Raw genomic sequence first — 12,967 nt, forward strand, 5'->3', positions numbered from 1 at the left:
GCAGGCCGTCCGCGGTACCTGCATGCGCACCAATGTGGTGCCGCCGGTGTCGGCGTCGACGGTGTGGGGGCACGGCCTCGGCATCCGGCAGCGCAAGAATGGCGCGATCAATCTCGCCGACGACATGCAGGTCGACGTCGACCTGACGCTCGGCCACCTGCGCGGATTGAGCCTGTTCTGGCCGGAATTCTGGTCGCAGCGCGACAAGTTCCGGCTGCACGTGAACGGGGCTGCGTGGCGCGATGCGCTTGCCCGCATCAACGGTGCGGCCGGGCCGATCGAGCCGCGCGATCCGCAGCCGCAGCCGAATCGTGCGCATGCGCCGCGCGCGCTCGCGAAACTCAAGGCGATCTTCCCCGCGCTGAAGGATGCGCAGATCGTCGAGGCCTGGGCCGGCCTGATCGACGTGCTGCCCGACGGCATTCCGGTGATCGATGCGCCGGGCACGCCGTCCGGGCTCGCGATTGCGACGGGGTTCTGCGGCCACGGTTTCGCGATGGGGCCGATCGTCGGGCGGCTGCTTGCCGAATGGGTCGACACGGGCGCGCCATCGCTCGACCTGTCGGCGTTTCGCGCGCAGCGCTTCGTCGACGGAACGATGGTGCGGCCGCGCAGCATGCTGTAACGGACGAATCGACGTGATGACGTCGGCCGGTCGCGGCCGACCCATCGTAGAATCGAGCCCGCATCCTTCAGGAGATTCCCCGTTGGCTTCGCCCTCCGCTCTGCGCCGCTCGTTGCGCTCACGCTTGCGTCGCGCCCGCAATCCGTGGCAGGCGCCGCGTGCGCGCACGCTGTTCACGCGTCCCGCGACGTCGCCGCGGCGCACGCTGCTGTTCCGTATCGGCGCGGTCGTGCTGCTGTGCACGCTCGCGTTCCTCGTGCTGTATCTCGACCGCGACGGGTTGCGCGATTCGACCAAGAGCACGCCGATGACCGTCGCCGATCTCGTGTACTTCACGATGGTCACCGTCGCGACGGTCGGCTACGGCGACATCGTGCCCGTCACCGCACGGGCGCGCCTGATCGATGCGTTCTTCATCGTGCCGATCCGCATCGGCATCTGGTTCATTTTCCTGGGCACGGCGTATCAGTTCGTGATCCAGCGCGTCGTCGAGGAATTCCGCATGAAACGCCTGCAAAAGCAATTGTCCGATCACATCGTCGTATGCGGTTATGGCCTGTCGGGGTCGATCGCGGTGCGCGAACTGCTCGAGAGCGGTGTCGATCCGGCGACGCTTATCGTGATCGATTCGCAGCAGCAGGCGATCGAGGCCGCGACGTCGCTCGGCGTGGCGGGATTGCTCGGCGATCCCGCGCACGAGGATCTGCTGCAGCAGGCACAGGTGCGTGAAGCGAAGGCCGTGATCATTTCCGTGACCGACGATCCGACAGCGATCCTGCTGACGCTGTCGGTGCGCAGCATCGCGCCCGATACGAAGATCGTCGTGCGGATCCAGGAGAACCTGTACCAGCGGCAACTGCGGCAGGCGGGGGCGGACGTGATCGTGTCGTCGACGAAGATCGGCGCGCTGCTGCTCGCGGATGCCGTGCATAGCCGCTATATCGTACCGTTCGTGAACGACATGCTGTCGACGCGCGGCCGCGCGACGCTGCTGGAGCGCGAGGCGATGCCGCAAGAGGTCGGCTGCATGACGAACGTCGTGCCGGGCGCGATCGTCGTCGGGCTCGACCGGTGCGGGAAGATTTTTTCGTTCTACGAGGACCCGCCGTGCCGGATCGAGGCAGGGGACACGCTGGTCGTGATCCAGTCGGCGCGGATTCCGGATCCGGATGTGTGAGGATGTTTGCTTTTGTAAATTCAATATTGTTCAAGTGCTTGTATTTTTATTTTTCTGATGGATTGTCGTTGTTTCTGGATCATGTAGGCGTGGTGTAGGCGGTTGGTATCAAGATCGAGCTACGTCAATCGATACCGGGAGTATGGTGGATGTGCGTCTCACGGCATCGAGTGTCGTGGCAACATCGCAACGGGATGCCAAAGTCATTCAGGCACAACGTGGCGCGTCGATGCCTTGGTCGGCATCTGGAGTCAATGCACATGTGATGCATGGGCAAATGGCATCGCAGGGCCCTCAAAACGGTCTCCAGCCCGCCGCTCCCGTTCCGCAATATCTTCCCGGGGCAAGCATGCCGTAGTGGAGCGATGGGCCACCGCTTCCGCTTCCCCCTTTTCCCCAGAGCTGGGGGGGCGGATCGTTGGAGATGACCCGCTAGTTCCCGGCGCGACTTCATGCTACGGAGTGTGAAGTCACGGTCTGCCGCACGTCATGTGGCCGGCAATTTTTCGGCGAGCTATGAGAATGCTTCTTGTGGTGGTGTTCGAGCGCAATGGCGAGAATTTGCTTGCCTGTCGCCACGTCCAGTTTCAGTTGAGGGCCTCGTGATAGCGCTCCGCCGTCTGCGAGAAGCTCATGGCCATGTTCGCTGATCGTGGATACATATCGGTATCCTCAACAGTATCGGGCAGAAGTCGACAGCGGAGCCGGCGAGCTTCATCGGTCGATGCATTACATCGCGTGCAAGGTCGTCGTTGTAGCCGGTTGCCGTTGCCATTAGGGGGCACCGATTCACTCATCCTATGCACCGCGGCATTTGTTGCCGTACCGATCAGCGGCGCGCCGTGTGAGCGCGCCGCGGCCATATGCGCGCGTTAAAGCGGAGCGAGGCTCCTCGTGGAGCGCTACCTTATCGAGCCCCGGAGAGGGCGAGATCAGTCTTTTTATGACGAAGCGTCGGAGGTGTCTTGCTGCGCTGAGGGCGACAGCCCGCGGTACTTCGTCCGCCAGTTGTAAAACGTCGCGTCGCTGATCCCGATCTTGCGGCAGACCTCTGCGACACGCGTAACCAGTTCGGCCTGCTTCAGCGCATATGCGCTCTGCTCATCGGTGAACTTGCTCTTCTTCACGGTATGACCTCCTGGTCTCGATGACAACGTCATGCCGGAATTTTTCACTTCCAAGTGGGACAGTTTTGTGGGCCAGGGTCAGCGAGACCTAACGAGGATGTTTGGACGCCGACGACCGCTTCGTGCCTTGGGACGGTCTTGCATCTGCCAATGCGATCAGTGCATCGGTAAGCTGTTCCATGTGTTTCGCCAGCTTGCTCGTGTCGCCGGACTGCAGCGAAATAAACGCACCGTCGAAACTGCTCAGGCCGAAGTGCGCGAGATCATTGATGAGTGCAGCCGTCATGTGCTTGTGGCTGGCACTCAGTGCACTGCGTATCATCTTCTGCATATAGTCACGGCCTTCCTTGCGGATGTCGATGATCGTCTGCATTGCTTCGGGCTCAACGGCTTCGGCTGTCAGGACCAGTAAGAACTGCAGACGCATGAAGTTTTCGTGGTGCTGAAACACTTCCCCCGTTTTCTGCAGATACCAACTCAGCCGCTCGCGCGGCGTCCCTTCAGGCGGGCACTGATGCGCGTCATGCATGGCGGTGAAGAACTCGCGTGCGCCAAGCGCCATGACCTCCGCAAGGAGACCAGCCTTCGATCCGAAATGGTGGTAGATCGCGCTCTTGGGAATACCTGTCGCTTCCACGAGTGCGGACATCGAGGTGCCCGCATAACCGTATGCGGCCATGACACGGGCAGCCGCGTCGAGTATTTCCTGACGCGATTGCCGGCCGCGTCGATTGCCGATTTTCGGTGAATTCATCATCCGCAGAGTATAGTCCGGATCCGGTTTTGGATCCAGTCGGGCCAATACTGGTTTCTCCCTAGTTCCGAGTTTTGGACCGATCGGTATGATTCTCAGCTATCGGCTTGAGGCCGACGTGCGCGGAACAGGCCGGGTGACAGGTGGCCGGCGCGCACATGGCGGGTATGGCGATGCTTGTCGGACTTTCCGTCGCCGGTCGATCCATTGCGAAACCTGGAGAAGCGAATGAGTAGCGTGTCAACCTTGGGATATATGGTTTTTGGCGTCAGCGACCTGACGGCGTGGGAGGCGTTTGCCGTCGACATACTCGGTTTGCAGGCGGGAAGACGGGTGCCGGGCGAGTCCCTTGGCCTGCGCATGGACGACTACGAGCAGCGCATCCTGTTGCTGAAGAGCGACCTCGACGATTTCGTCGCGGCGGGCTGGGAGTTCGAGTCGAACACCGAACTCGTGGCCTATGTGGACCAGTTGCGCGCTCAGGGCATTGACGTATCAGAAGCGGATACGGCGGTGGCGGACCAGCGTCGCGTTACGCGCCTGTTCGTTTGCCGCGATCCCGACGGCATTCGTCATGAGTTCTATTGCACGGCGTATCGCGCCCGCACCCGCGACGCTTTCCGTTCCTCGGTGCTGCGTGGCGCGTTCAGCACGGGGCGCCTGGGCGTCGGTCACTTTGTGACGGTGCCCAAGCAAAGCGCGGAAGCGAAGGCGTTCTGCGAGAACGTGCTCGGCCTTGTGCTGAGCGACACCATCACCGGCGACGCGGCTCCGGGCGTCGAGCTCGACGTGACGTTCTTTCATGCCCGGACCGGCCGTCATCATTCGCTGGCCATCGCCGATGTGCCGTTCCCGACGCGCAAGCGTATCCACCACGTGATGGTGGAGTGCACCGACGCCAACGATGTCGGTCTCGCATACGACCGCTGCAAGCGGGCCGGTGTGCCGATCCTGATGGAACTCGGGCATCACCCCAACGACCGGATGTTTTCCTTCTACATGATCTCGCCATCGGGTTTCGCCATCGAGTTCGGCGCAGGCGGGATCGTCGTCGACGACGCGACGTGGGAAGTCAAGCGCTACACCGAATTGAGCGACTGGGGGCACGCGATGAATCCGCCGCCGGCGGAACCGCTTCGTCCCGCACATTGAGTTCGTACCGCCCGTTGGGCCGAATCACCCTGTACCAATCCTGCCAATGGAGTTATGGAATGACCCTGACTGAAGCCAGCACCAGCAAGTTCGTGACGATCAACCAACCCGGTCTCGAGAACTTCAAGATTCACTTTAACGACGCCGGAAACGGCCCGGCAGTCGTGATGCTGCACGGTGGCGGCCCCGGCGCGAGCGGCTGGAGCAACTATTACCGGAACATCGAGGTACTCGTGAATGCGGGATACCGCGTACTGCTGATCGACAGCCCCGGTTTCAATAAATCGGACGAGATCGTCACGGATATCCCGCGTCCGCTGATCAACGCGCGCGCGACCAAAGGCGTGCTTGAGGCCCTCGGCATCGAGAAGGCGCACTTCGTCGGTAACTCGATGGGTGGCGCGTCGGCCATGAGTTTTGCGCTCGAATTCCCCGATCAGATGGACCGCTTGGTGTTGATGGGACCAGGCGCGCAAGGCCCCAGTATCTTCCAGCCGCAGCTGGGCGAGGGCGTCAAGCGCATGTTCAAGCTGTACACGCAACCCAGCTATGCAAATTTCGAGGCGATGCTCGAAGTGTTCGTCTACGAACCCGGCGCGATCACCGAAGAGCTGCGCCAGGGACGCTGGAACAACATCGAGTCGAACCCGAATCACCTGAAGAACTTCGTTGAAAGCGCAAAGCTTTGCCCGGTCAGCAGGTGGGATCTGACCGCCCGATTCCCCGAGATCAGCCACAAGACGCTGATCACGTGGGGGCGCGACGATCGCTTTGTTCCGCTCGATCATGGCTTGCGCATGATCAACACGTTCCAGGATGCGCGGCTCCACGTCCTGCCGAAGTGCGGTCACTGGGCTCAGTGGGAACACGCAGAGGAGTTCAACCGGCTCGTCATTGAATTCCTGAAGGGTTGACGAAGGCGGTACCGAGTCGGATCGAGCCTGCGGCTGGTAAGAAAAAGATACGGAGACAAACATGCTTTCTGATTCGCAGTACGAAACAAATAGAAAGAGCGCGAGCAGCTTGCAGGGTTGGCTGCTCGTGGCAACTTGTTGGCTGGCGTCGGCCGGTGCGGTACTGATCGCTCCCGTCCTCCCGTTCATGCAGAAGGCATTTTCCGACCAGCCGCACGCCGATGTGCTCACATTGATCGTGCTGGTGATTCCCGGTTTGATGATCGCGCTCTGCGGCCCGCTGATGGGCGCGATCATCGACATGGTCGGGAGAAAGCGGTTGTACCTGATATCGGTCGCGATCTATGCGATTGCGGGCACCTTGCCGTTCTTCCTGCACAGCCTCTCCGCGATTCTCGTGACGCGGGTGGTGGTGGGTATCGCCGAGGCGGCAATCACGACGATTTCCACGGCGCTGACCGCCGATTATTTCAGCGGCAGGGCGCGCGAAAAGTGGCTGACGATCCAACTGGGCTCTGCGTCCATTGTCGCGGTCGTGATGTTCGCGCTGGGCGGCGCACTCGGTGGGTTCGCCGCGGGCTGGCGCACGCCGTTCCTCGTCTACGGCGGCGCAGTCGTATTCCTGCCGCTCATCGCGCTGTTTGTCTGGGAGCCCGAGGAGCTTGGCGAAGCGCACGACAACGCGGCGCCGCGCTTGCCGTTTCCGTGGCGCGAAATCGGTCATGTCTGCGCGATGGCGTTATTCACTGCGGTGATGTACTTCGTGATTACCATCCAGATCAGCTTCCTGCTGACGGCGCGGGGTGTCACGATGCCCGCCGTCATCGGGCTCGGCAGCGCGATCGCCAATGCGGGAGTTCCGTTCGGCGCGTTTGTATTCCATCGACTGTCGGGGTGGGCCATCAACCGCCTGCTCGCCATTTCATTCTCGATCATCGCGGCTGGCTTCTGCATCGTTTCAACCGTGGCCAACGTCGACCTGCTGATCGCTGGAGCCTTCGTTGCGTGCTTCGGCGGAGGAATCGTCATGCCGCTGATGCTGAACTGGATCATGGTCCGGCTGCCGTTTGCGCAGCGCGGCCGCGGCGCGGGGGGATACATGGCTGCATTCTTCCTCGGCAATTTCCTCAGTCCGCTGGTCGTCGCCGCGATTGCGGCCAAGGCTGGCGGCCTGTTCGTGTCGATCGGCATGCTGTCGGCCGTGTGTGCCGCCGTCGCCGTCGTTTCCCTGATTTTGACGCTGCTCAAGCGCGGGCCGACAGAAGCCGTGGGCGAGCACGGTCATATGCCGCTGCCGCATTGAGACGGCAATTCATTTAGTGGAGTCCCTATGAAACAAAGCTTCGACGCTGACGTTGCAATCGTCGGCTATGGCCCCAGCGGCATCATCGCCGCGCTGACCCTCGCGAAATATGGTATCTCCGCGGTGGTGTTCGAACGGCACCGCGACATTTATCAACGTGCTCGCGCCGTGACGGTCAACGACTGGACCATGCGGATCTTTCAGAACATCGGTGTCGACGAAGCCGTTCTGAAATGCATCGATCCGCAGCGCGCACTGCGCTGGATGCGCTACGACGGCACGGAGATCATGCGCATCGAGCACCCGCCTTCGACGCTGGGTATCCGGTCGCGGCAATTCAATATCTATCAGCCGACGATGGAAGCGACGCTGCGCGAATGCGCCGCCGCGCATGCCGGGATCGACGTGCACTACGGCACGGAGGTCGTGTCGCTGACGCAGGACGATGCCGGCGTGACGGTGACGGCGAAGGATCTCGATACGGGTGCTGTCGCCGACACGCGTGTGCGTTACGTGATCGGCTGCGACGGTGGCAGCAGTGCCACGCGCACGATGATCGACGTGAAATTGCTCGGGGATACGATCGACGTGATGTGGATCGTTATCGATTGTCGAGTGAAGCGCTGGTGGCCTGACCGGAACCTGCTGACCTTCTGGTCGGACAAGGAGCGCCCAGTGGTCGACGTCGCGCTGTCGGGCGGCAATCACCGTTGGGAACTGCCGCTCAAGCCGGGCGAGACCCAAGCGGACTTTGCGACGAGCGAGCAGGTGTGGCCGTTGCTCAAGGCGCTCGGCGTGAGCGAGGACGATGTCGAGATTCATCAGCACGCGTTCTACCGCCACCATACGCGGATGGCTGACAAGTGGCGTGTCGGGCGCGTTTTCCTGGCCGGAGATGCCGCGCATTTGATGCCGCCATGGGCCGGCGCTGGCATGCAGACAGGCATGCGCGATGCGTTCGATCTCGGCTGGAAACTCGCAGGCGTGCTCAAGGGGACCTTGCCCGAGCATTTCCTCGACACATACGAAGCGGAGCGTCGGCCCAATGCGGCGTTCTACACGCATCTCGCCGTACAACTGGGTCGCGTCATCAAGCAGGAGCTCTCGGACGAAGAGCAGGCCGCGCTCAATGCGCCGCCCGCCGGGGAAGCCGTCGAACCCCCGTTGATCGCGCCGCCGGTGCTGACGTCCGGTTGGCTGCGCGGGCCTGTTGCCGACGGCAGCATCGTGGGCCGCATGGTGCCGCAGCCGGTTGTGGGTGACACACGGGGCGTGATGGCGCGTCTGGACGAGTTGCTTGGAGATCGCTTCGTGCTTCTGGGCGATGACGTCGATCCCGCCACGCTGCTCACGGCGCAGGAGAAGGCAGCCTGGGACAAGCTCGATGCGCGATACCTCGCCGTGCGGAACCAGGACCAGCATACCGAGGGGCCGGACGAATTGATCGATCTCGACGGCGTACTGAAGCCGTGGCTGCGGAAGTACGGGGTGCGCGTGGTCGCATTGCGGCCCGACCGGTTCGTGGCGGCAGCCGATGTGAGCGGTCTCGCGGTGCCAGCCTGACGCATCGGCGTGCCGGCGATGAAACCAGTTGCGCCGAAAACAGTACGGGAGGCCTTGTTGCCTCCCGCGATGGATCATTCGAAACGGACACCTCCCGATGATCGAACCCTCCGTAGTGAATACCTTGGCCGCGCGTCTGCGCGAAGCCGAAGCCGCGCGTGACGCGATCGAGCCGGTGCGTGGCGCGATCGCGCTTGACGACATGGCGACTGCGTACGCGGTGCAGCAGGCCAACGTCGATGCGCGAGTGGCCGCGGGCGAACGCATCGTCGGCCGCAAGATCGGCCTGACGTCGCTCGCGGTGCAGCAGCAGCTCGGCGTCGACCAGCCCGACTTCGGCGCGTTGTTCGCGAGCATGGCCTGCGGCGATGGCGAGCCGATTCCGCTTGCGCAACTGATCCAGCCGAAGGTGGAGGCCGAGATCGCGCTCGTGCTGGAGCGCGATCTCGTGCACGAGAAGCATACGTTCGTCGACATCCTGCGTGCCAGTGCCTATGCACTGGCGGCGATCGAGGTGGTGGACAGCCGCATCCGGGGTTGGGATATCCGCTTCGTCGACACGGTGGCCGACAACGCGTCGAGCGCGCGTTTCGTGGTCGGCAGCCGCCCGGTGCCGCTCTCCGGACTCGATCTCGCCGGTTGTGCGATGACGCTTTCCCGCGATGGCGAAGTGTTGTCGCGCGGCGCCGGCGCCGCCTGTCTCGGCAATCCGCTGAACGCCGCGGTGTGGCTCGCCGACCGGATGGTGCAACTCGGCACGCCGCTGCGCGCGGGCGATGTGGTGCTCACGGGCGCGCTCGGCCCGATGGTGGCGGTCACGCAGCCGGGCGTCTATACGGCGGACATCGACGGACTCGGCAGCGTGCGGGCGACGTTCGCGTAGCGCATTGGCGTACTCAATTCCTCAGGAAATCGACATGGCTTCCACGAAACTCAAAGCGGCGATCATCGGCTCGGGCAACATCGGCACCGATCTGATGATCAAGATCATGCGGCACGGAAAGCACCTTGAAATCGGCGCAATGGTGGGCATCGATCCGAATTCAGATGGTCTCGCACGGGCTGCGCGCCTCGGCGTCGCAACCACGCACGAAGGCGTCGAAGGACTGGCGCGTCTGCCGGTCTTCGACCAGATCGACTTCGTGTTCGATGCGACGTCGGCCGGCGCGCACGTGAAGAACGACGCATTCCTGCGCGCGCTGAAACCGGGCATTCGCTGCATCGACCTGACGCCCGCGGCAATCGGCCCGTACTGCGTGCCGGTGGTCAATCTCGACGCGCATCTCGACGCGCCGAACGTGAACATGGTGACGTGCGGCGGTCAGGCGACGATCCCGATGGTCGCGGCCGTGTCGCGCGTCGCAAACGCGCACTACGCGGAGATCGTCGCGTCGATCAGCAGCAAGTCGGCCGGCCCCGGCACGCGCGCGAACATCGACGAATTCACCGAGACGACGTCGAAGGCGATCGAGGCGGTGGGCGGCGCCGCGCATGGCAAGGCGATCATCATCCTGAACCCGGCCGAGCCGCCGGTGATGATGCGCGACACCGTGTACGTGCTGTCCGACGCCGCCGACGAGGCGAAGATCGCCGCCTCGATCGACGAGATGGCCCGTGCGGTACAGGCGTACGTGCCGGGCTATCGACTGAAGCAGACGGTGCAGTTCGACACGATTCCCGCGTCCGCGCCGCTGAACATTCCGGGCCTGGGCCGCGTGAGCGGACTGAAGACCTCGATCTTCATCGAGGTCGAAGGCGCCGCGCACTACCTGCCTGCCTATGCCGGCAACCTCGACATCATGACGTCCGCCGCGCTCGCGACCGCCGAGCGCATGGCGCAGTCGCTGCAGCGCATGAGCGCGTAAGGAGACCTTCACCATGAGCAAGAAGCTGTACATCTCTGACGTGACGCTGCGCGACGGCAGCCACGCGATCCGCCACCAGTACTCGATCGCGAACGTGCAGGACATTGCGCGCGCGCTGGATCGAGCCAAGGTGGACAGCATCGAGGTCGCGCACGGCGACGGACTGCAAGGGTCGAGCTTCAACTACGGCTTCGGCGCGCACAGCGATCTCGAGTGGATCGAGGCGGTGGCCGACGTGGTCGAGCACGCGAAGATCGCGACGCTGCTGCTGCCGGGCATCGGCACGATCCATGACCTGAAGGCCGCGTACGACGCGGGCGCGCGGATCGTGCGCGTCGCGACGCATTGCACCGAAGCGGACATCTCGAAGCAGCACATCGAATATGCGCGCGAACTCGGGATGGACACGGTCGGCTTCCTGATGATGAGCCACATGACCACGCCGGAGAATCTCGCCGTTGAGGCGAAGAAGATGGAAGGATACGGCGCGACCTGCATCTACGTGGTGGATTCGGGCGGCGCGCTGACGATGAACGACGTGCGCGACCGGTTCCGCGCGGTGAAGGCGGTGCTGAAGCCGGAAACGGAAACGGGCATGCACGCGCACCACAACCTGTCGCTGGGCGTCGCGAACTCGATCGTAGCGGTGGAGGAGGGCTGCGACCGCATCGACGCGTCACTCGCGGGGATGGGCGCAGGTGCCGGCAATGCGCCGCTCGAAGTGTTCATCGCGGCGGCGGAGCGGATGGGCTGGAACCACGGCACCGATCTCTACACGCTGATGGACGCGGCCGACGACATCGTCCGGCCGTTGCAGGACCGTCCGGTGCGTGTCGATCGGGAGACGCTCGCACTCGGCTATGCGGGCGTGTATTCGAGCTTCCTGCGTCATGCGGAAGTGGCCGCGAAGAAATACGACCTGAAGACGGTCGACATCCTGGTCGAACTGGGCAAGCGCCGGATGGTCGGCGGCCAGGAGGACATGATCGTCGATGTCGCGCTCGATCTCGCCGGGCGGTAGCGGTCGGCTGCCGCCATACGCATCACGCGGATAACAAGAACGCCTGACCTCGTGACCGATTCAAAAAAATAAAATCATGTTTGGAGACTTGAATGAAAAAGGAATTGGCAGCCATATGTATAGTAGTCCTTCCAGTCGGTTCGGCCATCGCGCAAAGCAACGTCATGATGTACGGCTTGCTCGACGCCGGTGTTGCGTATGTTTCGAATCAGGGAGGGCACGCTGTTACAAGGTTTGACGACGGGATTCTGGTGCCCAACCTGTTTGTTATCAGTGGCACCGAGGATCTCGGCGGTGGAACGAAAGCGATCTTCAAGCTTGAAGACCAGTTTCAACTCGGCTCGGGCGTGACTATGCAACCTGGCATCTTCGGCCGCAATGCGTACGTCGGACTCGACGATGCACGTTTCGGCAAGCTGACGCTAGGGAACGTCTACGAGTTCATGTTTACGTCGCTCACCGAGGCTAAAAACACGCCGGGACTGATCTCTGGCGGCCTATATAGCGTCGCGGCGGGCCCGTTCCAGAATCTCGGCATTCCGCAAAACCCGACGGGCTGGTTTTCGTGGTCCCGAACGAATGGCGTTCCGATCAACAATGCGGTGAAGTACCAGTCGCCGCAGGTCGCCGGCTTTTCGGTCGGGGCGCTGTATTCGTTCGGCGGTGTCGCCGGGTCGTTCGGATCGAACTCGGGAAAGAGCTTTGGCCTGAACTACGATCGCGGCACGTTCGGTTTTGGCGCCGCGTACACCGAGCAGAAGTATCCCGGCTCGGTCAATGGCACGCCGCAGATCGCCATTCGAAACTGGGGCGTCGGCGCGCACTACGCGCTGGGACCGACGCTGAACTCGGCAAGCTTCGTGACGGTTCGAAATGTGCAAACGGGCGCCTATGCGTATTCGGCACAACTTGCCAGCAACTGGCAGATCACGCCGGCTGTTTCACTCGGCGCGAGTTACATGTACATGAAAGGGAACGATGTTCTCCACGGCAATCACGCCAATCAGTTGAACGCGATCTTGGGCTACTCGCTGTCAAAAAGCACGATGGTCTTTGCGGAAGGCGCGTATCAGCGTGCCAACTCCGGCGCACACGCCGACATCAACGGAATCCTGAGTCCGGCCGGCTCGTCGAGCAGCGCTTCACAGGCGATCGCGCGGGTTGGCATACGGACGATGTTCTGATCGATCGAATGACGGAAACGGGGCATCCGGATGGCCGGCATTCCGACTGTCCCGATCGCGCCGTGGCATTGATGAATTGAAACGCTCGGATTTTCTGAACTCAGCGCCGTTGCCCGAAGGCGGCGTCCGGATCACCATGCAAAGCGCATGACGATCCGGGCTCGCGGCGCATCACGAAAAGGAAGCGACACACATGCAAGATGATGCGAACAACCGGACCAATCGGCAGGCTACGGAGCACGACGATACGGCGGATCGCCCGAGCCGCGACGACGCGCGTGC

12 protein-coding genes and 1 pseudogene are annotated in these 12,967 nt (G+C 62.6%); 10 read left to right on the plus strand and 3 right to left on the minus strand.

Annotated features, from left to right (window positions below; translation table 11 throughout):
* Together JYJ84_RS15615 and JYJ84_RS15620 are read left to right on the plus strand one after the other, a co-directional pair.
* A partial coding sequence (locus tag JYJ84_RS15615) for an FAD-binding oxidoreductase (RefSeq protein WP_205189272.1) occupies positions 1-625 on the plus strand: 625 nt, incomplete at its 5' end.
* An 82-nt stretch (positions 626-707) separates the two neighbouring features.
* Entirely contained in the window at positions 708-1,802 is a 1,095-nt protein-coding gene (locus tag JYJ84_RS15620) for a TrkA family potassium uptake protein (protein WP_175223533.1), read from the plus strand.
* A 974-nt stretch (positions 1,803-2,776) separates the two neighbouring features.
* Here JYJ84_RS15620 and JYJ84_RS15625 read toward each other — a convergent pair.
* Positions 2,777-2,929, minus strand: a pseudogene (locus JYJ84_RS15625) (transposase); the annotation flags it as partial.
* Positions 2,930-3,017: 88 nt separating this feature from the next.
* Positions 3,018-3,731, minus strand: coding sequence for a TetR/AcrR family transcriptional regulator (locus tag JYJ84_RS15630; protein WP_240201861.1), 714 nt, complete (start codon positions 3,729-3,731; stop codon positions 3,018-3,020).
* A 180-nt stretch (positions 3,732-3,911) separates the two neighbouring features.
* Between JYJ84_RS15630 and JYJ84_RS15635 the strand changes: the two genes are divergently transcribed.
* From JYJ84_RS15635 to JYJ84_RS15670, 8 genes are all read left to right on the plus strand, one after another.
* The gene (locus JYJ84_RS15635; protein WP_122947398.1) at positions 3,912-4,835 is read left to right on the plus strand and encodes a VOC family protein; all 924 of its coding nucleotides are present in this window, start codon (positions 3,912-3,914) and stop codon (positions 4,833-4,835) included.
* A gap of 59 nt (positions 4,836-4,894) precedes the next feature.
* Positions 4,895-5,749: a 2-hydroxy-6-oxo-6-phenylhexa-2,4-dienoate hydrolase gene (gene bphD / locus JYJ84_RS15640; protein WP_122947397.1), complete on the plus strand. Its 855-nt coding sequence runs from the start codon at positions 4,895-4,897 to the stop codon at positions 5,747-5,749.
* Positions 5,750-5,810: 61 nt separating this feature from the next.
* Positions 5,811-7,052 (plus strand): MFS transporter, encoded by a 1,242-nt coding sequence (locus JYJ84_RS15645; protein WP_122947396.1) that lies wholly within the window; start codon positions 5,811-5,813, stop codon positions 7,050-7,052.
* Between the two features lie 27 nt (positions 7,053-7,079).
* A complete protein-coding gene (locus JYJ84_RS15650) occupies positions 7,080-8,615 on the plus strand; it encodes a bifunctional 3-(3-hydroxy-phenyl)propionate/3-hydroxycinnamic acid hydroxylase (protein ID WP_122947395.1) in 1,536 nt (511 codons plus the stop codon).
* Positions 8,616-8,712: 97 nt separating this feature from the next.
* Positions 8,713-9,498, plus strand: a complete 786-nt coding sequence (gene mhpD, locus JYJ84_RS15655) for a 2-keto-4-pentenoate hydratase (RefSeq protein ID WP_122947394.1) — start codon at positions 8,713-8,715, stop codon at positions 9,496-9,498.
* Positions 9,499-9,532: 34 nt separating this feature from the next.
* Complete coding sequence (locus JYJ84_RS15660; RefSeq protein WP_122947393.1) at positions 9,533-10,480, plus strand: acetaldehyde dehydrogenase (acetylating); 948 nt, start codon at positions 9,533-9,535, stop codon at positions 10,478-10,480.
* 13 nt (positions 10,481-10,493) lie between these two features.
* Entirely contained in the window at positions 10,494-11,501 is a 1,008-nt protein-coding gene (gene dmpG / locus JYJ84_RS15665) for a 4-hydroxy-2-oxovalerate aldolase (RefSeq protein ID WP_122947392.1), read from the plus strand.
* Between the two features lie 92 nt (positions 11,502-11,593).
* Positions 11,594-12,685 (plus strand): porin, encoded by a 1,092-nt coding sequence (locus tag JYJ84_RS15670; protein ID WP_175223531.1) that lies wholly within the window; start codon positions 11,594-11,596, stop codon positions 12,683-12,685.
* A gap of 100 nt (positions 12,686-12,785) precedes the next feature.
* On the opposite strand, the gene JYJ84_RS15675 is transcribed toward JYJ84_RS15670, so the two are convergent.
* Positions 12,786-12,967: hypothetical protein (locus JYJ84_RS15675; protein ID WP_205189273.1), on the minus strand; the 182-nt coding region annotated here is incomplete at its 5' end.

The sequence above is a fragment of the Burkholderia sp. LMG 13014 genome, assembly GCF_905232215.1.
Taxonomy (GTDB): Bacteria; Pseudomonadota; Gammaproteobacteria; order Burkholderiales; family Burkholderiaceae; genus Burkholderia.

What these genes read in the sequence shown, in the direction of transcription:
- dmpG (WP_122947392.1), top strand. Translation starts at nt 10,494, where the DNA reads ATGAGCAAGAAGCTGTACATCTCTGACGTGACGCTGCGCGACGGCAGC.
- JYJ84_RS15635 (WP_122947398.1), top strand. Translation starts at nt 3,912, where the DNA reads ATGAGTAGCGTGTCAACCTTGGGATATATGGTTTTTGGCGTCAGCGAC.
- mhpD (WP_122947394.1), top strand. Translation starts at nt 8,713, where the DNA reads ATGATCGAACCCTCCGTAGTGAATACCTTGGCCGCGCGTCTGCGCGAA.
- JYJ84_RS15660 (WP_122947393.1), top strand. Translation starts at nt 9,533, where the DNA reads ATGGCTTCCACGAAACTCAAAGCGGCGATCATCGGCTCGGGCAACATC.
- JYJ84_RS15650 (WP_122947395.1), top strand. Translation starts at nt 7,080, where the DNA reads ATGAAACAAAGCTTCGACGCTGACGTTGCAATCGTCGGCTATGGCCCC.
- bphD (WP_122947397.1), top strand. Translation starts at nt 4,895, where the DNA reads ATGACCCTGACTGAAGCCAGCACCAGCAAGTTCGTGACGATCAACCAA.
- JYJ84_RS15670 (WP_175223531.1), top strand. Translation starts at nt 11,594, where the DNA reads ATGAAAAAGGAATTGGCAGCCATATGTATAGTAGTCCTTCCAGTCGGT.
- JYJ84_RS15645 (WP_122947396.1), top strand. Translation starts at nt 5,811, where the DNA reads ATGCTTTCTGATTCGCAGTACGAAACAAATAGAAAGAGCGCGAGCAGC.